Consider the following 25883-nt stretch of genomic DNA (forward strand, 5'->3'; position numbering starts at 1 on the left):
CATGTTTGCGAAGCGATACGTCTATTAGTTATGGAGTACCAATTTTTTATAAGGGATGAAATCATGACGTACCCAACTGTCGTTTTTAAGAAAAAAATCCATGCTGTGAAGAACGAAACAACTTGTCTATGTGGGATGTCCTATCGATTTATGATCCCCAATAAGACGAAAGAGTTATTCAAGCCGATTCATTTTAGAAAAATGAAAGAGATTACCTGCAAAAGATGCAAATACCTTCTAGCAGAGAGCTCTCCTTAAATTGCCGTAATGGAATTTGCTTGATCGTTCTGACCCCGTCCAAAATGAGGAGTGTAGAATCAAATGCCTCTTTTTTGACAAAAGAGGGAAGAGAACCTTGCTTCATTTGATATTCCAAGTGAAAGGAGCCGACACCTCCAGGCTCTATTCTGCCCGTACTACTGCTTCCTCTTGAAACCATCTTAATAAATTTGCTGTTAGGTACAAGCTCCATTTTAGCTGCAAGCTTTCGATGTGGTAAAACAACTAACTCAATCCCATAATATCTGTCCCCAGGATAATCAAAGGTGCTTTCAAACGGTTCTGTACCTGTATTTTTTAGCTCAATGTCGTATCTTAAAATATTTTCTGCTGGGATAATCGTCGTTTCGATATTAGAAATTTCGATCATGTCTGCTCGATCAAAACCAGTAAGTATAAACATTAGAATTAATGCTGCTGCCTTTTTGATAAAAATCGCCTCCTAACTTCTTTACTTATTAGGATTTTCATCAGGAAACTGTCCTGGATATTGACGTTCTTTCCTACTCTTTGGTTTGTCCATTGAGAGCGAGAGTGGAACTGACATGATATGTACCTGGCTCCAATGTTCCTTCTGCCCATGAAATAGGGTACTGAAATGTTGTCATAGGGGCCATTTTGAAGGAAGGAAGTTCTCCTTTGATGGAGAAATCATTATCTCCCTCTTTTGTAATTTCATATGTACCAGTTATATTAGGCACGATGACAGGATGGATATTTTCAACCGGTATCATCATAGCGATTTGTTCAGGTGAATAGGTAGGGGTGCCAAAAGAGATGTCCGTTGTACCTGTATAATCACCTATATCTACTTGAACTCCATAATTTACGGCTTTATACTGGTCGATGAGAAGCTGAGACTGCTCTTCGTTATTGGCTAATTCTTCCGTTCCTTGAAAAACTCGAAATTCAACACTTCCAAGTAGGGTTCCAGAAATATTAGGTACCTTGACACTGAAATCTACAATCTTTGTCTCCAACGGTTCTAAATTTATTTCACTCGGAGTAGTTATTACATTTTTAAATTGATAGCTTTCTTCGATAATGCTTGTCGTATCAGATGCAGGCTCTTCTTGATAAATAATACCTTGCTTGCTGCTATACGCATTTAAACCACGAATGAGAACTTGCATTTGCTGATCACTCTTATTGATAACCCTTGCTTGGAGGGTGACGGTTTGATTCGGTTCGCCTTGGAAATGATAATAGCCTTCATTGCCAATTTGCGATTGAGGAAAAATTGGTTCGACACTAAATTCAAAATCATTTTCAGCTGGATAAACAAATGGAGGAGGGAATGCTAATACTAAAAGGATGATCATCATCCACGACCAACGTTTCATGGAATCACTCCTAAATAAAAAAGTCCCCCTTAGTATAGGAGGACTTCGATTAAATTAATCATATATATTAAGGCGCAGTGTTTAAAGAAACAGTTGCAGTAGCTTTATAAGTTTTTGCGTATGCATTTGCTGGAATGGTTAATTTCACGCCCATGTTCTCCAATTTAAAGGAACCCATACCCCCGCCTACTTGAGCAGACAGAAGTGTTATAGGTAAATTTGTATCTAGTGCTGTACCAAGTTCACCAACTGTTATAGGTGTAATCGTACTAGCATCTGATGATGTTTCATCAACCTTACTCACAATTGGATCGGTTACTAATTTTAGTGATGATGCTTCTAGGCCTACATCAGTCCCATCTACTGCTTGGAATGGTGATAGCTCAAGTGTTAGATTCCAACCTGCTCCTGTACCTCTTGCATCAATAATCTCACCAATTCCCCAATTGGCTGTTGCGATTGTTGAATAACCAGTCAGTGTTGTAGAAAGTTCACTAAATGTAATACTGTCAACTGTTAAATCTCCACCTGTAAGTGTAGTGGTTGATTCAGTTCCTGCTGCAAATGATTGAGTTCCAAATGCTGTTACCGCAATTCCGAATGCTACAGTAATAGAAAGAGCTTTGGATACGAAAGAATTTTTCTTCATCAATGAATTCCTCCTAAAATGAATGAGATTATATGAATGAATGCATAAACGACAAATCAATTTGTTGATTTGCTCTCATTCACTTCTCGAACATTCGGAGAAGATGAATTTGAATTCCATCAACAAGATTAATCATAAGAGATTTATTGATAGCTTGATAGATACGTTTTCGTCCCATATGAGGTATAAATTGGATAAGGTCAGAGTTAAGTGCAGGTGCAACCTGTTTCTTTATTTTTAAAGGGATAAAGTGTGTGGAAATAGAATAATTAACTTGAGAGGAGTGTGTCTATGTTAAAATTCTTTGAATACAATTGGCAGGTCCGAGATGAATGGTTTGAGTGGTGTAAACAACTACCTGAGGAAGAGTTATTGAAGAATCGAGTTGGAGGAATAGGAAATATTCTACATACGCTTTTACACATTGCTGATGTCGAATATAGCTGGCTATATGCAATTGAAGGAAATGAACCTATTGAACCAGATTTCTCAGAATACGAGACACTTGAAAAAGCAAAGGAACTATCTGATCGTTTCCGCGTAGAAGTAAAAGAAATTTTGAGCAAATATACTGGGGAAGATAAAGTGGTTACCGTTCCTTGGAATGATGAAAAGTATACAAAAATGGAAGTCATACATCATGTTATCGCTCATGAAATTCATCATATTGGTCAACTTTCTGTGTGGGCTCGGGAAATCGGCTTAAATCCAGTGTCCGCAAATTTTATCGGGAGAGGGCTGCAGTAAAGCGATCATTCATGTAAATGATCGCTTCTTTCTATCCGGCATTTGGAAAACTCAAGGTAATCGAGGTTCCGAATTGTTCTTCACTTGATACTTTCACATTTCCACCCATTCCTTCAACGATCCGAAATACAACCATCATGCCAAGGCCAGTTCCTTTTTGTTCTTTTAAAGAGAAGTAAGGTTCACCTAACCGAGCGACATGTTCTGGACTCATACCATGACCAGTATCAGCAATGTGAACAACTGTTTTATTATCGTTCGTAGTCGTAACGATGGATAATGTCCCACCTTTTGGCATAGCTTCGATCGCATTTTTGCAAATATTCAACAGTACCTGTCGAAATTTGTGAGGATCTCCTTGGATCATCGTTGTGTGAAAAAAGACCATATTCATATTAACTGAGTTCTTCAATGCAAGAGGGCCGATAATTTCTTTGCATTTTAGGATTTCTTTTTCAATATCAAGCATGACCAAAACTTCTGGGTGTGGCTTTGCAAATGTTAAGTAATCATTAATGATATCAGAAGCACGCACGGTTTCGTCTAAAGCAAGTGAAGCATATTGATGACAGTTGTCAGGGATATCCCGATGTTCCAAAATCAACTGAAGAAAACCTTTTACAGAGGTCAAAGGATTCCTCACCTCATGACTAATGCTTGCCGCTAGGTGACTGACAATTTCCATTTTTTCATTTTTGATTGCACCGAGTTGTAAAATATAAGTTGTACGAAGAACTTCTGTTAAGTATGTGACAAAAAAGGTAGAAGAAGTTAAAACAATAGAATAGATACAAAAGGTCATGATATTGTTAAATCCATAATAGAATGAAGGCACTAAGAAACCAAATATGGAGTAAATGAATGAGAAAGTGGTCGTAATACAAAGTCTCCAATTGGTTGTTTTTTTTCCGAACTTTGGGTTGAGCCAGAGTATAGCTAATGATGAAACTACAACGAGGGAAATAGTAAGCCAAATTCCATCGCCACCAAATGGAAGACGAACTAGAATGAGCACGATACCTAAGATGATCGTGACTCTTTTTCCACCATATATGCTTCCAAGTAAAAAAGGAATAAAGCGTAAATCGTAGATAAAGTTCTCATTAACTGGTATGGATAAAAAGAGGCTAAGGCAGATTAATGCAGAACATAAAAGGGAGAGAAACAAGCCCTGATATTCAATTTTAAGGAACTTCTGTTTATTCCAAAGTATCATGCTAAAAAAAAGCACAAGAAGTAAAATAAAGAGAAGGTTGATAAGTAATCCTTTTAACAATATCATCCCGAATCCCCCAGTAAACCTATGTGAAAGTTACTATTTTCCTCAGTTTAAAGTATTGTCGAAATTTTTTCAATATTTTCAGTAGACGCGACAAAATTCATTGTAGTACGACATTTTTTCGCGAGTGACCTTGACGGGTAAAAAAGATCATGATAAAGTGTTTTTTATAATTCTCTTGTGAAATTAAGTTCAATCTCCAGTCATCTTTTGAGTGGGTATGAAATAGAATGAATTATATTAATATGCGGGTGTAGTTTAATGGTAAAACCACAGCCACGAGCATCACATCGATGAATCGGCTGCGAGTTGCCTCGACGACCAGGCATCCCAGAATAAGCTAGTAGAGTTAGAGGCATGTTAGGCCAAAGTCAGGAAGCAAAACAAGATAAAATTACAATATACATGCGGGTGTAGTTTAATGGTAAAACCACAGCCTTCCAAGCTGTTGTCGTGGGTTCGATTCCCATCACCCGCTCCAATACATAAGCAACGCAGTATTTCGTTTCTAAAGAACGAAGTATTGCGTTTTTTAATGCAAAAAAATAAGCTTGAGAACAAGCTTATTTTCAGCAACTGATAATCTTATAAGAAGAATCGCCACCATGGATTTGAACAAACATTTTTTCTAAAGACTGGACCATTTTCTCAGCCTTACCTATTGCCAAAGAAGGACGCAAGTAAACAATTTGTAAAGCATCCTTTGTGGACTCTGAAACGGCACTTCTTTCTGAATCGACAAATGGACTTCCAAATGGTCCTTGGTCATCAGCAGTAACAATTAAATTATGTATGTTATTAGCTCTTCCGTTCAATCCAATATATTCTTCATCTTCTGTCCCTAATCTCATCGTGATATCACCTGATAATGCCTTCATATCATATATTCCTAATGGAATTTGATATTGTAGAGAAAAGAAATTATTCACGTCGATGGCACTATTAACAGTTGAAAGATATTGATGTTTTTGCACTCTTCGGTATAAGGCTTCCGCCGAATGACGATAGCGATTCGGGTCTTTTCCTGTTTGTTTAAAAACAGTTCTCCATTCAGCAATTCCATCGACATCTGCTACTTTTTTATCTTCAAGCTCAAAGAATAAAGATTCCTGGAATAGCTGCAATCTTCCTTTTAGCATTTGTGGCGAGGGTCCCACCTCAATATTTTGATAGTGAATAACAGCAATTTTAAAATCGGCTACTTTTTCGCATATCTGTGGTGATAAATGAATTTCCAAGCTTTCCACCTCCAAAAACTATTGAAAATAGTTTATCATAATGGATATGGTTTTTTACAATAATGTAACTTTGATATATAAAAACTGAGAAGAAGGGAGGTACCTGATATGAATTACGATCAATTAAAACAAGAAATTATTGAGTATAGTAAGACGATTGGAATCGATAAGATCGGTTTTACAACGGCATCTACTTTTGATGAATTGAAAAATCGTCTCATTCGCCAACAAGAGTTGGGTTATCAATCTGGTTTTGAAGAGCCTGATATTGAAAAAAGGGTGAATCCTGCTTTGTTAATGGATCAGCCTCGTTCAATTATTGCCATTGCATTAGCATATCCATCGAAAATGAACGGACGTGTAACGAGCAAAAAAGGAGAACGTAGAGGTCTATTTAGTAGAGCATCTTGGGGGCTAGACTACCATATTATTTTACGAGAGCGGCTGAAAAAGCTTGAGGAATTTATTCTGGAAAAAGTTCCTGATGCGAAATGCAAATCGATGGTCGATACAGGTGAATTATCGGACCGGGCAGTGGCTGAAAGAGCCGGAATTGGCTGGAGCGGGAAAAATTGTGCCATCATTACACCAGAATTCGGCTCTTATGTCTATTTAGGAGAAATGATTACGAATCTCCCATTCGCACCTGATGAGCCAATGGAGGATCGTTGTGGAGACTGTAATAAGTGTATTGACGCTTGTCCAACAGGAGCATTGGTTCAGGGGGGGCAAATCAATGCACAAAGATGCATTGCTTTTTTAACACAGACAAAGGATTTTATCCCAGAAGAATATCGTGAAAAGATCGGAAACAGATTATACGGTTGTGACTCTTGCCAAACTTCTTGTCCAGAAAATAAGGGCAAGGATTATCATTTTCATGATGAGATGGAGGCAGAGCCTGAAGTAGTGAAGCCACTTTTAAAACCGATTCTGCAATTAAGCAATCGTCAGTTTAGAGAGGGCTTTGGTCAGCTATCAGGGTCGTGGCGTGGAAAGAATCCGATACAACGAAATGCCATTATTGCATTAGCTCATTTTAAGGATGAAACGGCTATAGATGATTTGGTACAGGTCATGAAAGAGGATGCTCGACCTGTGCTAAGAGGCACAGCTGCTTGGGCTCTTGGAAAAATTGGTGGGGAGCAAGCTGAGCAGGAATTGCTTGGGGCAAAGGAACAGGAAACTGACATAAATGTATTGAGTGAAATCGAAAAAGGTCTACAGATGATAAAGAGGTAGGTTTGGGGACGAGTTGTTCTCCAGACCTATTTTTTGTATCATTTTCTTTTTGTTCTCTGATTGATTGACAACAATAGCTGATGGTAGCTGTTTTTTGTCAATGAAAGCTTCCTTGAATGACAAAAATAGCTGTGGGTGGCTGGATTCTGTCAATGAAAGCTCCTTTGAATGACAACAATAGCTGTTAGTAGCTGGATTTTGTCAAAGAAAGTTTCCTTGAATGACAACAATAGCTGTTAGTAGCTGGAAGTTGTCAATGAAAGCTTCCTTGAATGACAAAAATAGCTGTTAGTAGCTGAATTTTGTCAATGAAAGCTCCCTTGGATGACAAAAATAGCTGTTAGTAGCTGAATCCTGTCAACCAAACCTGGTATGAATGCCAGCTTTTGCTTTGGAACGCTTAATCGTGTCACTGAACCTTAGTCCGGCTTTCTCCGACGAGTAAAGAGAATGCTCACAACTACTAAATCCCATAATCTATCAAAAGAAAGGGAAGATTGCCAGTTTATGTCGTAAAATATCTAAATATTTAAAAACTTAACTGTTGATTTAAAAAACTCTCAAGTGTTAACATTACTGTGTAAGCGCTACCGTTAGTCTTTCTATGCAACATGAGTTACATAGAATACTATATTTGAGGAGGAGTTTTATGAGCCAATTAACTGTAGATTTAAAAGAGAAGGTAGAAAAGTTTTTAAGTGGAAAGAAAAAGCTTTATATCAATGGGGAATTTGTAGAAAGCAAATCACAAAAAACATTCGACACTTACAATCCAGCTACAGGTGAAGTATTGGCTAGCGTTTATGAAGCAGAAGCAGAAGATATTGATTTGGCAGTAAAGGCAGCTCGCAAAGCATTTGATGGAGGTCCATGGTCTCAGTTAAGTGCCGCTGCGCGCAGTCGTCTCATGTATAAACTAGCCGATTTAATGGAAGAAAACGCAGAAGAATTAGCTCAATTGGAAACTTTGGATAATGGGAAACCAATCCGTGAAACAACGAATGCAGATATTCCATTAGCGATTGAACATATGCGCTATTATGCTGGCTGGTCAACAAAAATTGTTGGGCAAACCATTCCTGTTAGTGGTCCTTTCTTCAACTATACACGCCACGAAGCAGTTGGAGTTGTTGGGCAAATTATTCCTTGGAACTTCCCATTACTTATGGCGATGTGGAAGCTTGGAGCAGCATTAGCAACTGGCTGTACAGTCGTGTTAAAACCTGCAGAACAAACGCCACTTTCTGCTCTATATTTAGCAGAATTAATTGAAGAAGCTGGATTCCCACCTGGTGTTGTTAACATCGTTCCTGGATTTGGTGAAACAGCTGGTCAACCGTTAGTTGATCATCCTTTAGTTGATAAAATTGCATTCACTGGCTCAACTGAAGTTGGTAAATTGATTATGTCTAATGCTTCTAAGACATTGAAGCGTGTTACTTTAGAGCTTGGTGGTAAATCACCAAACATCATCCTTCCAGATGCGGATTTAACAAAAGCTATTCCTGGAGCACTTAATGGTGTTATGTTCAACCAAGGTCAGGTTTGCTGTGCCGGCTCCAGAGTCTTCATTCAAAAGAAACATTTTGATAATGTTGTGGCTGATATGGCTTCACATGCTCAAAAAATTAAACAAGGTGCAGGAATTTTTGCTGATACGGAGATTGGACCACTTGTTTCAGTTGAACAGCAAAATCGTGTCCTAAGCTATATTGAAAAAGGTGTAAGTGAAGGTGCACAGCTTGTAACCGGTGGTGTGAAACCACAAGAAGAAGGCTACTTTGTTTCGCCTACAATTTTTGCGGATGTTCGCGATGAAATGACGATTGCGAAGGAAGAAATTTTCGGACCAGTAATCGCTGCAATGCCATATGAAGATTTAGATGAATTGATTAACCGTGCAAACAATAGTGAATACGGCTTAGCAGCTGGTGTGTGGACTCAGGACGTTGCAAAAGCTCACTATGTTGCCAACAAGCTTCGCGCAGGTACAGTTTGGGTGAACTGCTACAATGCCTTTGATGCTGCTTCTCCATTCGGAGGCTACAAGCAATCAGGTATTGGACGTGAAATGGGATCCTATGCGCTTAATAACTATACAGAAGTAAAGAGTGTCTGGGTTTCTATCCAATAAACCACCACACTAAGAGCTCGATCGGAAACGATCGGGCTCTTTTTATGCCCTTTTTTCATATAAATGAGATGAAGGGAGTGTTAGAAAAAATGCGGGAACAGCTTCAAGAACATTTACTAAAACGTGTAAATCAGTACGTAACCAATACAAGAAATAATTCGGACGAGAAAATGGAAAGGAAAAAGGAGAGCTTATCCAAGCGAAAAGGGGAAATTGTTAAGGTAAAAGCAACAGGAAACATTACTGATGCAATCGAGGAAAAGGAGTCTGGAAAAGCTTTTTATCAGGTTCATTTTCAGTATCTAATTAATCACAAAGGGAATTTATATATAGAAGAGGAAATAGAGGAAAGGGTCGCGGAATTTTACAAGGATGTGTTAGTAGAAGACCAGGAAATAAACCCATTTGAATCAAGAGATATTGAGCTATTTTTTGACGAGGAAGAAAGTGAAGAACGTGCGGGATTTAAATATGATCGTTTGAAAGCAGTGAAATATGCGGAAGTGTGGTGGAATGATTTCAATCCAGCCTATAAAAAATTTGATGTGGATTGCACGAATTATATTTCTCAATGTCTGCATGCAGGAAATGCACCGATGACAGGTTACCCGAATCGTAGTAAAGGCTGGTGGATGCAAAATAATAATTGGAGCTATAGCTGGACTGTAGCCAATTCTTTAAGATGGTATTTGCCGAATGCAAAGTCTGGACTTCGAGCAGAAAGTGTAGCTTCAGCTGACATGCTTGAAATAGGCGATGTGGTTTGTTATGACTTCCAAGGAGATGGGCGTTTCGATCACACCACGATTGTCGTCGCAAAAGATAAAGATGGGATGCCACTTGTTAATGCCCATACGCAAAATAGTCGAATGAGATACTGGGCTTACGAGGATTCCACCGCGTATACGCCGAACATAAAATACAAATTTCTTCATATTGTAGATGATCAAGCCGCAGGAATTAAAGTCCGATAAGAAGAATGTTATAATAGCATGTAGATTTTTAAAAAAGTTTTTGAGGTGAACAAAAGTGGCAATTCACGTAGTTCTATATCAACCAGAGATTCCAGCTAACACGGGAAATATTGCTCGTACTTGTGCAGGTACAGATACAACTCTGCATTTAATCCGTCCACTCGGATTTTCCACTGATGATAAACAGTTAAAGAGAGCGGGACTTGATTATTGGCAATTCGTCAACATCATTTATTATGATTCTTTAGATGAATTCTTTGAAAAGAATGCAGGAGGAGAGTTTTTCTATATCACGAAGTTTGGCTCAAAGCCGTATTCTACTTTCGATTACAGTGATGTAAATAAGGATTATTATTTTGTGTTTGGAAAAGAAACGACGGGACTTCCGAAGGATTTGATTGCAGAAAATCAAGATCGTGCTCTTCGTATCCCAATGACTGATAATATTCGATCATTAAATTTATCCAACACAGCAGCAATTCTAATCTATGAAGCATTAAGACAACAGGATTTCGCTCATTTGAAATAAGCTAGAAAGGGTGGAAGAAGTGAATCAGGTTATTGAAACGATCTTAAACCATCGCTCGATTCGAAGTTTTGAAGACAGACCTTTATCACAGGAACAGATTCAAACGATTGTAGAAAGTGCTCAAGCAGCTTCCACATCTAGTTTTATTCAGGCTTATTCGATCATTGGAGTATCCGATAAAGAGAAGAAAACAAAATTAGCAGCAATCGCGGGCAATCAGTCGTATGTTGAAAACAATGGCCATTTCTTTATTTTTTGTGCGGATTTGCATCGGCATGCCTTAATTGGAAAAATGGAAGGCAAAGAGGTTGAGCCATCGATTGAAAGCACGGAAAAATTCATGGTTGCCCTTATCGATGCAGCATTAGCTGCTCAAAATGCTGTTATTGCAGCAGAGTCTATGGGGATTGGCATTTGCTATATTGGTGGGATTCGAAATAATTTAGAAGAAGTTGTGAAATTGTTAAAGACACCAGAGCGGGTTATTCCTTTGTTCGGAATCGCTATTGGCTATCCAGCGAAAATCTCAGGGCAAAAACCAAGACTTCCTTTTAACCATGTGTATCATGAAAATGTCTACGAAGAGAATGAACAGAAATATATCGAAGAGCTTCAGGAATACAATGAAATCATTCAAAAGTATTACGTAGAAAGAACAGGTGGAAAAAGAAATGACACTTGGACTTCACAAATGGGGACTATGCTTGAAAAACAATCACGCATGTATATGAGGGAATTTGTTGAGAGTATTAAAATGAATCTTCGATAAAATAAAAGAGCTGCTGAAATGAATTCAGCAGCTTTTTATTTTGCAAATTATTTGTTTGTACCAGGCTTATCGTTGTAGCCAGCAGTGAAGATGGCAGCTAAGAATGCAACCATAACGCCAAGAATAAGTACTAGACCCATTTATGTATGCCCCCTCAAAATTATAAAATTTCAGATAGCAAAAGTTAACATATAAATTTATTATAGCCTATTCTAAGAAAAGTGTGAATGTAAAGTATGGATTTTTTTTGACAGCTTGGTTTTCTTCACTGCTGTATAGGTTAGCTGAAATAGAACAACAAAACTCTCACCTTGTTTACGCATGTTCGTTTAAAGGCTCGCATAGATTATATTAATCGTCTCTGATCAAGCGACAGGGGAGGGTCCTTATGGATATATTAAAAAAGATTGAGATGCAAAGATATGAAGAGGAAAAGTTAAAATGGGAAGGAACTTTTGCAGATTACTTAGAGATTATTAAAGAAAAGCCATGGGTTGCCCAATCAGCACATTCACGAGTTTACAATATGATCAAAGATGCAGGAGTAGAAAAAATTGATGGAAAGAATCGTTATCAATTTTTCTGTAATCAGCTGTTTGGACTGGAGGAAGCGTTAGAGAAATTAGTGGAGGAATATTTCCATCCAGCTGCTAAACGACTCGACGTTAGAAAAAGGATTCTTTTGTTAATGGGGCCAGTCAGTGGTGGTAAATCGACTTTGGTGGCAATGTTAAAAAGAGGGTTAGAGGGTTATTCTCGAACAGATCGAGGTGCCATTTATGCAATTAAGGGATGCCCGATGCATGAAGATCCGCTTCATTTAATTCCCCATCATTTGCGTCAGGATTTTTATGAGGAATATGGAATTCGCATTGAAGGAAACCTTTCACCGCTCAATACGATGAGGTTAGACCAAGAGTATGGCGGTCGGATTGAGGATGTTATTGTGGAAAGAATTTTCTTCTCAGAGGATAAACGGGTAGGAATTGGAACATTCAGTCCATCCGATCCAAAATCTCAGGATATTGCTGATTTAACAGGAAGCATTGATTTCTCTACAATTGCTCAATATGGTTCAGAGTCAGATCCGAGAGCTTATCGATTTGACGGTGAGTTAAACAAGGCGAACCGTGGGATGATGGAGTTTCAAGAGATGCTTAAATGTGATGAGAAGTTTTTATGGCATTTGCTTTCTTTAACCCAAGAGGGGAATTTTAAAGCGGGAAGATTCGCGCTGATCTCAGCGGATGAACTTATCGTGGCTCATACGAACGAAACAGAATATCGTTCTTTTATTTCTAATAAGAAAAATGAAGCACTACATTCACGTATTATTGTCATGCCAGTACCTTACAACTTAAAAGTAAGTCAGGAAGAAAAGATTTATGAAAAGATGATTCGGGAAAGCGATGTGTCCGATGTTCATATTGCTCCACATACATTGAGAGTGGCAGCGATGTTCACCATCCTTACGCGTTTAAAGGAACCGAAAAAAGGTGATATTGACCTCGTTAAGAAAATGCGACTATATGATGGTCAAAATGTAGAAGGCTTTAATTCTGCCGACTTAGAAGAATTGAAGAAGGAATACAATGATGAAGGCATGAGTGGAATTGATCCACGTTATGTTATCAACCGAATTTCGTCTACAATTATTCGTAAGGAAATGACATCGATAAATGCCCTAGATGTATTACGTTCATTAAAAGAAGGGCTTGACCAGCATCCATCTATTACCGATGAATTAAAAGAGCGTTACTTGAATTTCATTTCAGTCGCTCGTAAGGAATATGATGATATTGCGAAAAAAGAAGTCCAAAAGGCATTTGTGTATTCTTATGAGGAGTCTGCCAAAACGCTTATGGATAACTATTTAGATAATGTAGAAGCATATTGCAACAAAATTAAACTTCGTGATCCGTTAACTGGGGAAGAAATTAATCCAGATGAAAAATTGATGCGTTCGATTGAAGAGCAAATCGGCATTTCCGAAAATGCGAAAAAGGCATTCCGTGAAGAAATATTAATTCGCATTTCAGCTTATGCTAGAAAAGGAAAGCGATTTGATTACAATTCGCATGATCGCTTGAGAGAAGCTATTCAGAAAAAGCTATTTGCTGATTTGAAAGATGTTGTAAAAATTACGACGTCTACGAAAACACCAGATGAGCAGCAGTTGAAGAAAGTGAATGAGGTTGTCGCACGACTCATTGATGAACATGGATATAATTCGACTTCTGCGAATGAGTTGTTACGTTATGTAGGTAGCTTGTTAAATCGATAAGACGAAAAGGCTGGCAGATTTTCTGTCAGCCTTTTTTCATCTAGAAATCGATGTTTTTCATGGGCATACGTGCTTTTATCGTAACTAGTTGTAAATTATTTCAGATCGTTGCATAGGATAGAGTAATCACCATTTTTACTTTTTTTCGTGAGACACCCGAGATATTGTATGCGAATAAGTAAAAAAGTGTGAACAATTTTATAAAAACAAGGAGGGGTTAAGATGACCGATGTTAACAATCATCAATTTGTGATTTCGAAGGAAGATTGGTCCCTCCACCGCAAAGGCCACGATGATCAGAAGCGCCACCAGGAAAAAGTCCAAGAAGCGATTCGAAACAATTTACCCGACCTTATAACAGAAGAAAATATAGTCATGTCAAACGGTCGAGAAGTGGTTAAAATACCGATACGTTCTTTGGATGAATATAAAATTCGCTACAACTATGATAAAAATAAACATGTGGGCCAAGGTGATGGAGACAGTCAAATTGGGGATGTTGTTGCTCGTGATGGATCCGGTGGCCAAAAGGGACCTGGTAAAGGTCAGGGAGCAGGAGATCAGGCTGGGGAAGATTATTTTGAAGCAGAAGTATCACTGATGGATATTCAAGAAGCGTTATTTAAAGAATTGGAACTTCCGAATTTGAAGAGAAAAGAGCAGGATAACATTGTCATTGAGAATATCGAGTTTAATGATATTCGAAAAACAGGCTTAATGGGGAATATTGATAAGAAACGAACGATGATGACGGCGTTCAAGCGAAACGCGATGACAGGGCAGGCGAGTTTCCACCCGATTTTCCGAGAGGATTTGAAATTCAAAACATGGAACGAAGTTGTCAAACCGGAATCGAAAGCGGTCGTTCTTGCGATGATGGATACGAGTGGCTCGATGGGAATATGGGAAAAGTATATGGCCAGGAGCTTCTTTTTCTGGATGACCCGATTTTTACGTACAAAGTATGAAACGGTAGAAATTGAATTTATTGCCCACCATACCGAGGCAAAGGTTGTGAGTGAAGAGGATTTTTTCTCAAAAGGGGAAAGCGGAGGAACAATTTGTTCATCAGCTTATCGCAAAGCATTAGAACTTATTGAAGCGAAATACAATCCTACGAGGTACAATATTTACCCATTCCATTTTTCCGATGGGGATAATTTAACCTCAGATAATGCAAGATGTGTGAAGCTCGTAGAACAGTTAATGAATGTATCTAACATGTTTGGTTACGGTGAAGTGAATCAGTACAATAGGCATTCGACCCTCATGTCCGCGTATAAAAACATCAAGCACGAAGACTTCCGATATTATATCCTCAAGCAAAAAGCCGATGTATTCCATGCCATGCGAAGCTTCTTTAAAAAGGAGCAGGAAGATAAGATGTATGCTTAAGAAAGAGAGGAAATCCTCTCTTTTTTTATTTTAATTTTCAGAATTTTGATATGATAGAAACGAGCTATGAGAAAAGGATAACGATTCAGAGGGGGAATGTATCTTGAATAAGAGCCTTATTAAAGGTGAACAGGTTCTGCAAAGTATGGAGCTTCTCCAGGTTAAGTATTGGATGACACCGAATCCATATTTTATTACACAAGGTGAAACATTAAAAAAAGCAGTTGAAAAAATGGATGAATTGCGTATAGACAGTCTTCCAATCGTTGATAAAAATAAGCACTTATTAGGGATGATTACATTAAGAAAACTACTCTACCTTTTATTACATGGAAGTGATGGGGAGTCCTTAGTTCAAAGTACATTAACAAGAAACTTTGCTAGTATTAGTCCTGCCGATTCTATATTGGATGTATTTGCCCTTCCATATGATCAGCTCCCTGTTTTGGACGAGAACGGTGTCCTTGTTGGAATTTTAACTCGACGCGATATTCTTGATGGTTTTTCAAAATATATTTATCGATTAGAACAGCGACAAAATTCCGCGGAAGCGCTAAATATTATTTTGGACAGCGCCTACGAGGGCATTGCCTTTGTAGATGAAAATGGAATTTTACAAGAGTTCAATAATGCCTACAGTCGTTTTACGGGTATAAAAAGAGAAGATGCCATTGGAAGGCATGTTACGGAAGTGATTGATAATACAAATCTACATATTACAGTGAAAACGGGTATTCCTGAAAGAGGTGTTCTGCAAAATATACAGGGTCAAGACATGGTAGTTCACCGAATTCCGATTTGGAAGGATGGAAGAGTTACTGGCGCCATTGGGATGCTCATATTTGAAGGTGTGACAGAAGTATATAAGATTCATGAAAGATTACAAGAGGATCATAGAAAAGAACGATCTCAGAAAGAATCCCTAACCTTGATAAAAGAAGGAGATAGTCGAATAACGATTGACCAAATTATTGGTACTAGTGAGGAAATCTTAAATGTGAAACGGATAGCGAGGAGAGCAGCAAGAACTGCAGCTACAGTACTTATAACGGGAGAAAGTGGGACAGGGAAAGAAATGTTTGCTAAGAGTATACATCACTTAAGTCCATTTTCCACAGGTCCATTTATAAGCGTAAATTGTGGAGCGATTCCTGAACAGCTATTTGAATCTGAGTTATTTGGCTATGAAGAAGGGGCTTTTACCGGAGCAAAAAAAGGAGGAAAACCTGGGAAATTTGAATTGGCTCATAATGGAACGATTTTTCTCGATGAACTCGGAGAGATGCCGCTTATGATGCAAACGAAGTTATTACGGGTTTTACAGGAAAGAGAAGTAGAGCGAGTTGGTGGCGTTAAGAGATATCATATTAACGCAAGAATTATTGGGGCAACCAACCGTGATTTAAAGGAAATGGTTGAAAAAGGAACGTTCCGAGAGGATTTATTTTACCGTATAAACATTATTCAACTACATATTCCTCCTCTGCGGGAACGTAAGAATGATATTCCAAGCTTAATTTCCTATTATCTGAAGGAAGTTTGTGAAAAATATGATGTGCCGTACAAATCCTTAACTTCTGAAGCTGTGTCTGCGTTTATGAACCATCCATGGAAAGGCAATATTCGAGAAATGGTGAATACAATTGAAAGATTGGTGACACTTGTTGAGGGGGAAATCATTGATGTACAGCACTTATCAAAGATTTTCGTGAATGAAATAGCACCGGAAAAACATGTAGAACTGTCTCTTACCGGAGCGGGAACATTCCTGAGAGAAGCGAAAATGCTAGGAGACAAAAGAGAAAAGGAATTGATTTTAAATGCTCTAACAAGAGCAGGTGGAAATAAATCAAAAACAGCTGAAATTTTGGGGATTCATCGGACAACCTTATATCAAAAGCTTAAAAAGCACGGAATTAATTAGGTGTAGTGATGTCACTACATAAACACAACACTGTAGTGTAGTATCTACAGTGTTGTTTGCTTAGAAATCCTAATAGATTACTAGTTTGAAACTTGGCACACTTCTTGCAAATTAGATGTTGAATAATCAAAAGGGGTGGTAAAAGTGGAAAACTTCGCAGTATTTCGAACGCCTAAAACAATTTTATATGGAAGAAATGCTTTTGAAAACGTTGGAACTGAAGCCTTACGGAAAGGAAAAAAAGCCCTTATTGTTAGTGATAAAATTATGGACAGTCTTGGGTTTGTCAGCAAGTGTCGAAATCTTCTCCAAGAGCAAGGAGTACAAAGTGAAGTCTACTTAGGAATTGCTTCAGAACCAACAGACCAATATGTGTCTGAATCTTTGGAGCTCCTGCAAAAAGAACAATGTGACATCGTGATATCACTCGGTGGAGGGAGCTGTATCGATACTGCCAAAGCTATTGCTGTTCTGGCGACAAATGGAGGTTACATTGGTGACTATATGCGAGAAAGGAAAATAGCATCAAATCCACCAGTCCCTCATATTTCAATTCCTACAACGGCAGGTACTGGTTCTGAAGCAACGGATGCCACGATTATTACGAATACGATGACTGATGTGAAAATGATGATCAAACAGCCTGCCTTCATGCCGGAAGTAGCCATTGTTGATCCACTATTGACGATTTCATCGCCGAAAAATGTAACAGCTGCAACAGGGATTGACGCTCTTAGTCATGCAATTGAAGCCTATCTTTCAAGAAAATCTCATCCGATGACCGATACATTGGCATTATCAGCGATGAAGCTTATTGTGGAGAATATTTTAACCGCTTTCATGAATGGTGAAAATGAAGATGCTCGTGAAGCGATGGCACTTGGTTCTTTACAAGCAGGTATGGCATTTTCAAATTCATCTGTCTGTCTTGTTCACGGGATGTCAAGACCGATAGGAGCCATCTTTCATGTACCTCATGGGATTTCGAACGCGATGCTATTACCGGCAGTTTTAGAATTCAGTAAAGAAGCCTGTGTGGAGAGGTTGGCTGATCTAGGAAGAATTTTTGAACCTAACAATGAAAGCCTTTCCAATCAAGAAGCAGCAAATATTGCTGTAAATTCAATTAAAGCTCTTTGTGTAAAGATGGATATTCCAAACTTAAAAGGGTGGGGTATAGACTCTGCCGCATTTGAAAATGTAGTGGCAAAAATGGCTGTTGATGCAGTTGAAAGTGGAAGTCCTGGGAATAACCCAAAAATCCCTACTCATGATGAATTAGTAGAGCTTTATCATGTTTGCTATAATTATCAGTTTTCCATAGAAGAGACGGTAAATTAAACATGGAAGAGGTGAATTGAAATATGGTTGGAATGCTTGGGTTAATTGCTTCCTTAATTCTATTAATCATCTTAACGATGAGAGGAATCAATATTATCATAGCGGCTATCATCAGTGCGGTATTGGTTGCTGTCACTGGAGGACTAAATCTCGAAACAGCACTAGCAGACTATTATATGACAGGGTTTACTGGATATTTTAAATCTTGGTTTTTGATTTTTTTACTCGGTGCGGTATTTGGGAAAATCATGCAGGAAACACGTGCTGCTGACAGTATCGCCAATTGGGTAAAGAATACACTCGGACCATCACGGGCGGTATTTGCGGTTGTAGCTGCTGCGGCAATCATGACATACGGAGGAGTTAGTTTATTCGTAGTAGGATTTGCGGTATATCCAATCGCAGTTTCCTTGTTTAGAGTTTCTAATTTACCACATCGTTTTATACCGGCGGCACTAGTTTTTGGTTCTATTTCTTTTACAATGACAGCACCTGGTTCACCAGAAATTCAGAACCTCATTCCGACCGAGTTTTTTGGAACGAAGCCAACTGCTGGAGGACTTATCGGTGTTATCATGGCCTTGATTATTATGATTGTAGGAGGAATTTTACTAGGAAGAATGGTGAAAAAAGCCGTTCAAAATGGGGAAGGATTTTCACCGCCGAATCAATTATCAGCCGCTTCTAATGAAATAGCTGCAGATGTCGAATTAGAAATGCAGAAACCAACAACACCAGTAAATGATAAAGATTATCCTCATGTAATTTTTGCGATATTACCATTAGTAGTCGTTATTGTGATGTTAAATACGATAGCTCAGTTTGCCTCTTCGACTGCAGCTGCCTTAATTTCTCTGGCGAGTGGCATACTTTTAGCTTGTGTCTTTATGTATAAGTACTTAAGAGAGTTCTGGTCATCATTAGCTAAAGGGGCCCAAGACGCTTTAGTGGCCGCTGCTAATACATGTGCGGTTGTGGGCTTTGGTAGTGTTGCAGCTCAGGTTTCTGCATTTGACACGGTTGTGGACGGATTAGTGAATATGCCAGGACCGCCTTTAATGGGACTAGCGATAGCTGTAACGCTCATTTGTGGTATTACCGGATCGGCTTCAGGAGGATTGGGAATTGCTCTACCAATCTTGGCACCAATATATATGGCGCAAGGGCTGGATCCAGGAGCAATGCATCGAATTTCTGCTTTAGCATCTGGTGGATTGGATTCTCTTCCACATAATGGATATGTCGTGACGACGATCCGGGCAATATGTGGTGAGACCCATAAAAGGGCTTATTGGCCAGTATTTATTCTTAGTGTAGTTCTACCAACGATTGTGTTGGCGTTAGCGGTCATACTATATTCGATTTTCTAAAATGGGAAGGGGAAGGTTTTCATGACAACGATTACTACAAAACTATTAAAAAATTTCATTAACGGGGTATGGGTTGAGGCAAAAACAGAAAAATACGAAAGTGTTCCCAATCCTGCAACAGGCGAAGAGCTTGCTAAAGTACCAATTTCAATTCGGGAGGACCTTGATGAAGCGGTGCAAGCAGCAAAAGAAGCTTTCAAAACTTGGGGTAAAACGCCGGTCCCAAAACGTGCTCGTATTCTATTTAAATACCAGCAATTATTGATTGATAATTGGGAAGAACTTGCCAAACTCATTACGCAGGAAAATGGAAAGAGCTACAAAGAGGCATATGGAGAAGTTCAAAGGGGAATTGAATGTGTGGAGTTCGCTGCAGGTGCTCCGACGCTCATGATGGGTAAACAGCTCCCAGACATTGCTACTAATATTGAATCTGGCATGTATAGATATCCTGTAGGCGTAGTTGGAGGAATTACCCCATTTAACTTCCCGATGATGGTTCCGTGCTGGATGTTCCCACTAGCAATTGCATGCGGGAATACATTCGTGTTAAAACCTTCTGAAAGAACGCCAATTCTAGCAAATCGCTTAGCAGAGCTGTTCAAAGAGGCAGGACTACCAGATGGAGTTCTCAATATTGTCCACGGTGCTCACGATATTGTAAATGGATTATTGGATCATAAGGACGTTCCGGCTATTTCATTTGTTGGTTCTCAGCCAGTAGCTGAGTATATTTATAAAACAGCAGCAGGGAATGGAAAGCGAGTTCAAGCATTAGCAGGAGCAAAAAACCATTCGATCGTTTTGCCAGATGCTGATTTAGATGCTGCAGTAAAAGAGATTATTGGGGCCGCTTATGGATCTGCGGGTGAAAGATGCATGGCCTGCTCCGTGGTTGTAGTAGTTGGAGATGTGGCTGAGCCGTTGATTGAAAAGCTAAACGAGCAAGCGGATCAAATTAAGATTGGAAACGGACTTGATGAAGATGTCTTTTTAGGTCCAGTGATACGCAAAGAAAACAAAGAAAGAACGGCGAACTACATTGAAATAGGTGAGCAGGAAGGAGCTGTATTAGTTCGAGACGGTCGTAAAGATGAAGCTTATCATCAAGATGGATATTTTGTTGGACCGACTATTTTTGACCGCGTGAATCCTTCTATGAGAATTTGGAAAGAAGAAATTTTTGCACCTGTCCTTTCCATTGTTCGTGTGAGTAGCTTAGAGGAAGCAATTGAGTTAACCAATCAATCAGACTTCGGAAATGGAGCATGCCTATTCACTGATAGTGGCAGTGCTGTACGCTACTTTAGAGAGAATATTCAAGTGGGGATGCTAGGTGTAAATATCGGTGTCCCAGCACCAATGGCTTTCTTCCCATTCTCTGGTTGGAAAAATTCCTTCTATGGAGACTTACATGCTAATGGCACTGATGGGGTAGAATTTTATACAAGAAGAAAAATGTTAACTGCCCGCTGGTAAATTGTAGGCACCCGCAACGATTGTTGTGGGTGCCTTTTGCCTTAATTGACTTCTTTTGCTAATGCGCGTCCAGCCTGCCTTCCGGTAAACAAGCATCCTCCGACAAACGTTCCTTCAAGTGAGCGATATCCGTGAACGCCGCCTCCACCAAAACCAGAAACCTCACCAGCGGCATATAATCCTGGCACTGGATTTCCTTCGGAGTTCAGGACACGGCCAGACAGATCAGTTTGCAAGCCTCCAAGTGTTTTTCTACTCAAAATGTTCAATCGAACAGCAATGAGTGGACCATTTTTCGGGTCCAAAATTTTGTGTGGTTTTGCAACACGGATGAGTTTATCTCCGAGATAATTACGGGCTCCATGCATAGCTGTAATTTGCAAATCCTTCGTGAACTTGTTGTCCATTTCTCGATCTCGGGCTTGAAGTTGCCTTTCGATATGAGAGAACTCAATTAAATTGTCACCAGTAATTTTATTCATTCCCTTGACCAGTTCTGGTAGAGTATCGGCTACAATAAAATCTTCGCCATGATCCATGAAAGCTTTTACAGGGGCAGTTGGCCCAGGTGCAAGTCGTGATAAAACCTTTTTAATACTTTTTTCAGTTAAATCAGGATTTTGTTCAGAGCCTGAAAGAGCAAACTCTTTTTCGATGATTTTTTGGGTAAGAATGAACCATGAATAGTCATAGCCTGTTTTTTGAATCGCCTCAAGGGTTCCGAGTGTATCGAATCCTGGAAAATATGGTGTAGGGAATCGATTTCCTTCTGCATCTAACCATATTGAGGATGGACCTGGTAAGATTCGAATGCCATGCTTTGGCCAAATCGGATTCCAGTTTTGAATGCCTTCTGTATAATGCCACATTCGGTCACGATTGACGATTCTGCCGCCAGCTTTTTCTGTTATCTCGAGCATTCTGCCATCGACATGTTCTGGAACACCAGAGATCATTTTTTTTGGTGGTTCACCGAGACGAGCTGGCCAATTTTTACGAATTAAATCGAAGTTTGCACCAATTCCTCCACTAGAGACAAGGACTGCATCAGCATTAAATGCAAATTCGCCAACAACCTCTCGTGAGCTCGCTTCGCCACGCCCGGCAGTACTAGGGACAAGTATAGAACCCTTCACCCCAACAACGACATCATTTTCAGTGAGGAGCTCATCGACCTGATGACGCGGTCGGTAATCCACAAGTCCATTTGCAATTCCTTGTCGCACTTTTTTTTCAAATGGCTTAACGAGTCCAGGACCAGTGCCCCAAACAATATGGAAGCGTGGGACAGAATTTCCATGTCCTTCAGCTAAATAGCCACCTCGTTCGGCCCAACCAACGACAGGAAAAAAACGAACGCCCATTTGATGAAGCCATTCTCTTTTTTCACCGGCTGCAAAATCAACATAGGCTTCTGCCCATTTTTTTCCCCAATAATCTTCGTCGTCTTCACGATCAAATCCTGCTGTACCGAGCCAATCCTGCCATGCTAATTCTTTGGAATCCTTGATTCCCATTCTTCTTTGCTCTGGTGAATCGACTAGAAAAAGGCCTCCGAATGACCACCATGCTTGTCCACCCATCGAGCTTTCTGGCTCTTGATCAAGGAGTAGTACCTTTTTTCCTGCCTCAACCAATTCAGATGTGGCGACTAATCCAGCAAGTCCTGCTCCGACAACAATAACATCGTATTTCAATTTTTATCCCCCTTATTTTGACAACAATCGAGTAAGTATAATATTCACTAAATTAAGGGGTTTTTCCTGCTTCATCAATGGGATGGCTTAAGAGAAAATGGGGAGTAACGTAGGGAGGAGTGATGAAGGACCCTTTTTAAGGGCCCCATAACACGCTATTTCTTTAAATCCTTTTTCGTCCGCTCGCTACGGATATTAACATCCTTGGAGAACTCTGTATCCGCTTTGTTGTTCGGATACTTGTTCTTACGTTCGCGATTGTCGTTACGATTTGTCATAAATTATCTCCTTTCTTGGCAAGATAATGTTATCTTGCGCAATTTATTAGACGTATAATATCCTTTTTTCAAAAAAATATAAGGATATGGGACTTCAAAAAGATAAAGGGGATATTGTGATGAATCTAACGCCAAAGCAAATAGTCGAGTTACATGGATTTAACAACCTTACGAAATCATTAAGCTTTAATATGTATGATATTTGCTATACGAAAACAAGGGAAGAGCGGGATGCGTATTTAGAATATATCGATGAAGTGTATAATGCTGATCGGCTAACGAACATTCTATCCAATGTGGCAGAGATTATTGGAGCTCATATTCTGAATGTGGCGAAACAGGATTATATTCCACAAGGCGCGAGTGTAACGATTCTTGTTTCAGAGGGACCGGTCGATAAATCACCAGAAGAAGCTTTTGAAGAATCTCCAGGGCCGATTCCAGGTTCAGTTGTTGCCCAAATGGATAAGAGCCATATCACCGTGCATACATATCCTGAGTCACATCCTGATGAGGGGATTAGCACCTTCCGTGCCGACATTGACGTAGCCACATGTGGGGAGATTTCTCCGCTAAAGGCTTTAAATTACTTGATTCACTCTTTTGAAACGGATGTAATGACGATTGACTATCGTGTTCGTGGTTTTACCCGAGATATTACAGGTCATAAACTATTTATCGACCATGAGATTAATTCCATTCAGAACTATATCCCTGATGAAGTGAAGAAGCTCTACCACATGATTGACGTCAATGTTTATCAGGAAAATATTTTTCATACAAAATGCAAGTTGAGGGAATTTGATTTAGATAACTATCTATTTCATCAGTCCAAAGAAGATTTGACCCTGAAGGAAGAAGAGGAGATTACCGAGAAGCTTGTAACTGAAATGGACGAAATTTTTTACGGAAAAAATATTACGGACGATTGAGACTACGATACTGTAGTCTTTTTCATTTAAACGATATAATAGAGAAAATAGCCTGCAGGGGGGAGAAAATGGATATCAATAATCTTAAGTCACTCCTTCAAAATCGAAAGCCGCGAATTCTAGGAAGTGAAAACTATTCAAATTATGCAGTCCTTTTACCGATAATTGAAAAAGCTGATGGACTTCATGTCTTGTTTGAGGTGAGATCCCACACGCTTAGGAGGCAGCCAGGTGAAATTTGTTTTCCAGGTGGAAGAGTTGACGCAAGTGATAGGAATGAAGGACATACAGCTATTCGTGAAACGTCTGAAGAATTAGGAATTGCCGAAGAGGAAATTATCAATGTATCTCCACTCGATTATATGGTCTCATCGTTTGGCTCCATTATTTATCCCTATCTTGGATTTATTAAAGAATCCGCTCGTATTTCACCAAATCCGGATGAAGTAGCTGAAGTTTTCTCAGTGCCACTCACATACCTGCAACAAACGAAACCAGAAATATTTCAAATCAATTTCAAGCTAGAGCCTGAGGAAAATTTCCCTTTTCACCATATTACGGGCGGAGAAAAGTATAAGTGGCAGGTTCGACAAATGGAAGAGTACTTCTATTATTATGAAGATAAAGTAATCTGGGGACTGACTGCACGAATCTTATCTCATTTCTTAGAGATTATCAATTCTTAATTATAATAATTCTAAATAAATATTGACTTTAATATTTAAATTGGTATAATTCTAATTAAGAAAGAAATCGCACTAGGGAGATGATTTATTTGGTGAAAAAGATTTGTGATACTTGCCATCAAGAAGTAATCCAGCTTAAACACTCTAGTATTTGTGCATGTGGGAGAAAGCTCTTAACAGTTATAAAATAAAGAAGAGAGCCATAAGGCCAATTAAATAGACACTTTATCAACAGTCCTAGGGGGCTGTTTTTGTTTTTTTTTTAAGTTTTTATGAATTATAGATTATAATGGAATAAATCAACAAGGAGGAAAACAAGCGATGATACGATTTGGAATTATCGGAACGAATTGGATTACAGATTCATTTTTAACAGCTGCTGGTCAGCATCCAGATTTTCAGTTAACCGCTGTTTATTCACGTACACAGGAAAAAGCGTCAGAGTTTGCTGCAAAATATGGCGTCAGTTTAACTTTTACAAGTCTTGAAGAGATGGCCAAAAGCGATGCGATCGATGCGGTGTATATTGCAAGTCCAAACTCTCACCATGCTGAGCAAGCCATTTTACTAATGGAAAATAAAAAGCATGTCTTATGTGAAAAGCCAATTGCTTCAAATGCACGTGAGCTCAGAAAAATGATCGAAACCGCGAAGGAACATAATGTTTTATTAATGGAAGCATTAAAAACAACGTTTCTTCCAAATTTCCAAGCTATTAAAAGCAATATACATAAGATTGGCCAGGTAAGAAGATTTTTCGCAAGCTATTGTCAGTATTCTTCTCGCTATGATGCATATAAAGAGGGAACGATTTTAAACGCATTCAAACCAGAATTTTCAAACGGTTCATTGATGGATATCGGAGTATATTGCCTGTATCCGGCTGTTGCTCTATTTGGAAAACCACTAGAGGTAAAAGCGAGTGGGTTATTGCTTGAGACAGGTGTTGATGCGCAAGGCAGCCTAGTTTTGAAATACGAAGACAAGGAAGTCCTTCTGATGTTTTCAAAAATCACGAATTCATTTGTGCAATCAGAAGTCCAAGGGGAGGAAGGTATCATTGTCTTTGATAAGCTAAATCCACCTGAGGATGTAAAAATTCGTTATCGTAATGGAGAAGTGGAAGATATCGCTCAAGAACAAGTTAATCATCCAATGTTCTACGAAACAAAGGAATTTATTGAGCTATTACAAAATGGTAAAAGAGAATCAAGCATCAACTCATATGAAGTTTCTTTACAAGTGATGGAGATTTTAGATGAGGCAAGAAAACAAATGGGTGTCGTTTATCCAAGCGATTTAAAATGAAACCTA

Annotated in this window: 22 protein-coding genes and 1 tRNA gene; 16 read left to right on the forward strand and 7 right to left on the reverse strand. The window is 39.0% G+C overall.

All coding sequences use genetic code 11. The features are described from left to right. Positions 1-211: 211 nt before the first annotated feature. From FAR12_RS18360 to FAR12_RS18370, 3 genes are all read right to left on the reverse strand, one after another. Positions 212-682, reverse strand: a complete 471-nt coding sequence (locus FAR12_RS18360; RefSeq protein ID WP_126410245.1) for a hypothetical protein — start codon at positions 680-682, stop codon at positions 212-214. Positions 683-782: 100 nt separating this feature from the next. Continuing rightward, positions 783-1622, reverse strand: coding sequence for a WxL protein peptidoglycan domain-containing protein (locus FAR12_RS18365; RefSeq protein WP_126410246.1), 840 nt, complete (start codon positions 1620-1622; stop codon positions 783-785). Between the two features lie 67 nt (positions 1623-1689). Then, positions 1690-2271 carry a WxL domain-containing protein gene (locus FAR12_RS18370; RefSeq protein WP_126410247.1) on the reverse strand — a complete coding sequence of 194 codons (582 nt, stop codon included), beginning with the start codon at positions 2269-2271 and terminating at the stop codon, positions 1690-1692. A gap of 291 nt (positions 2272-2562) precedes the next feature. Between FAR12_RS18370 and FAR12_RS18375 the strand changes: the two genes are divergently transcribed. After that, positions 2563-3018 carry a DinB family protein gene (locus FAR12_RS18375; protein ID WP_126410248.1) on the forward strand — a complete coding sequence of 152 codons (456 nt, stop codon included), beginning with the start codon at positions 2563-2565 and terminating at the stop codon, positions 3016-3018. Between the two features lie 31 nt (positions 3019-3049). Here FAR12_RS18375 and FAR12_RS18380 read toward each other — a convergent pair whose 3' ends face one another. Continuing rightward, positions 3050-4300 carry an ATP-binding protein gene (locus FAR12_RS18380; RefSeq protein WP_126410249.1) on the reverse strand — a complete coding sequence of 417 codons (1251 nt, stop codon included), beginning with the start codon at positions 4298-4300 and terminating at the stop codon, positions 3050-3052. A 404-nt stretch (positions 4301-4704) separates the two neighbouring features. Here FAR12_RS18380 and FAR12_RS18385 point away from each other — a divergent pair. Continuing rightward, a tRNA-Gly gene (locus FAR12_RS18385) sits at positions 4705-4778 on the forward strand. An 88-nt stretch (positions 4779-4866) separates the two neighbouring features. On the opposite strand, the gene FAR12_RS18390 is transcribed toward FAR12_RS18385, so the two are convergent. Then, positions 4867-5535, reverse strand: a complete 669-nt coding sequence (locus FAR12_RS18390) for a B3/B4 domain-containing protein (protein ID WP_126410250.1) — start codon at positions 5533-5535, stop codon at positions 4867-4869. 108 nt (positions 5536-5643) lie between these two features. Here FAR12_RS18390 and queG point away from each other — a divergent pair, with 108 nt between their 5' ends. From queG to FAR12_RS18445, 11 genes are all read left to right on the forward strand, one after another. Beyond that, a complete protein-coding gene (queG, locus tag FAR12_RS18395) occupies positions 5644-6777 on the forward strand; it encodes a tRNA epoxyqueuosine(34) reductase QueG (protein ID WP_126410251.1) in 1134 nt (377 codons plus the stop codon). Positions 6778-7426: 649 nt separating this feature from the next. Then, on the forward strand, positions 7427-8911 hold the full coding sequence (locus FAR12_RS18400; RefSeq protein ID WP_126410252.1) for an aldehyde dehydrogenase family protein: 1485 nt from the start codon (positions 7427-7429) through the stop codon (positions 8909-8911). Between the two features lie 89 nt (positions 8912-9000). Continuing rightward, positions 9001-9885: an amidase domain-containing protein gene (locus tag FAR12_RS18405; RefSeq protein WP_126410299.1), complete on the forward strand. Its 885-nt coding sequence runs from the start codon at positions 9001-9003 to the stop codon at positions 9883-9885. Positions 9886-9940: 55 nt separating this feature from the next. Continuing rightward, positions 9941-10414: a tRNA (uridine(34)/cytosine(34)/5-carboxymethylaminomethyluridine(34)-2'-O)-methyltransferase TrmL gene (gene trmL / locus FAR12_RS18410; RefSeq protein ID WP_126410253.1), complete on the forward strand. Its 474-nt coding sequence runs from the start codon at positions 9941-9943 to the stop codon at positions 10412-10414. A gap of 19 nt (positions 10415-10433) precedes the next feature. Beyond that, positions 10434-11183, forward strand: coding sequence for an oxygen-insensitive NADPH nitroreductase (gene nfsA / locus FAR12_RS18415; RefSeq protein ID WP_126410254.1), 750 nt, complete (start codon positions 10434-10436; stop codon positions 11181-11183). 388 nt (positions 11184-11571) lie between these two features. Next, entirely contained in the window at positions 11572-13467 is a 1896-nt protein-coding gene (locus FAR12_RS18420) for a PrkA family serine protein kinase (protein WP_126410255.1), read from the forward strand. 222 nt (positions 13468-13689) lie between these two features. Beyond that, complete coding sequence (yhbH, locus tag FAR12_RS18425) at positions 13690-14862, forward strand: sporulation protein YhbH (RefSeq protein WP_126410256.1); 1173 nt, start codon at positions 13690-13692, stop codon at positions 14860-14862. Between the two features lie 145 nt (positions 14863-15007). Continuing rightward, positions 15008-16786, forward strand: coding sequence for a sigma-54-dependent Fis family transcriptional regulator (locus tag FAR12_RS18430; protein WP_126410300.1), 1779 nt, complete (start codon positions 15008-15010; stop codon positions 16784-16786). Between the two features lie 144 nt (positions 16787-16930). Continuing rightward, complete coding sequence (locus tag FAR12_RS18435; protein ID WP_126410257.1) at positions 16931-18127, forward strand: iron-containing alcohol dehydrogenase; 1197 nt, start codon at positions 16931-16933, stop codon at positions 18125-18127. A 23-nt stretch (positions 18128-18150) separates the two neighbouring features. After that, positions 18151-19497 (forward strand): GntP family permease, encoded by a 1347-nt coding sequence (locus tag FAR12_RS18440; protein WP_126410258.1) that lies wholly within the window; start codon positions 18151-18153, stop codon positions 19495-19497. 21 nt (positions 19498-19518) lie between these two features. Continuing rightward, on the forward strand, positions 19519-20976 hold the full coding sequence (locus FAR12_RS18445; protein ID WP_126410259.1) for a CoA-acylating methylmalonate-semialdehyde dehydrogenase: 1458 nt from the start codon (positions 19519-19521) through the stop codon (positions 20974-20976). A gap of 41 nt (positions 20977-21017) precedes the next feature. Here FAR12_RS18445 and FAR12_RS18450 read toward each other — a convergent pair whose 3' ends face one another. Further along, the gene (locus FAR12_RS18450) at positions 21018-22673 is read right to left on the reverse strand and encodes an FAD-binding dehydrogenase (protein WP_126410260.1); all 1656 of its coding nucleotides are present in this window, start codon (positions 22671-22673) and stop codon (positions 21018-21020) included. 155 nt (positions 22674-22828) lie between these two features. Next, complete coding sequence (locus tag FAR12_RS24030) at positions 22829-22951, reverse strand: hypothetical protein (RefSeq protein WP_281275696.1); 123 nt, start codon at positions 22949-22951, stop codon at positions 22829-22831. Positions 22952-23070: 119 nt separating this feature from the next. On the opposite strand from FAR12_RS24030, the gene speD reads away from it, so the two are divergent. The 3 genes from speD (at position 23071) to FAR12_RS18465 (ending at position 25877) form a co-directional block, all read left to right on the forward strand. After that, complete coding sequence (gene speD / locus FAR12_RS18455) at positions 23071-23883, forward strand: adenosylmethionine decarboxylase (RefSeq protein ID WP_126410261.1); 813 nt, start codon at positions 23071-23073, stop codon at positions 23881-23883. 68 nt (positions 23884-23951) lie between these two features. Further along, positions 23952-24569 (forward strand): NUDIX hydrolase, encoded by a 618-nt coding sequence (locus FAR12_RS18460; protein WP_126410262.1) that lies wholly within the window; start codon positions 23952-23954, stop codon positions 24567-24569. Between the two features lie 321 nt (positions 24570-24890). Then, on the forward strand, positions 24891-25877 hold the full coding sequence (locus FAR12_RS18465; protein ID WP_126410263.1) for a Gfo/Idh/MocA family protein: 987 nt from the start codon (positions 24891-24893) through the stop codon (positions 25875-25877). The last annotated feature ends 6 nt before the right edge of the window (positions 25878-25883 follow it).

The organism is Bacillus yapensis, from assembly GCF_005280205.1.
Classification (GTDB): domain Bacteria; phylum Bacillota; class Bacilli; order Bacillales; family Cytobacillaceae; genus Robertmurraya; species Robertmurraya yapensis.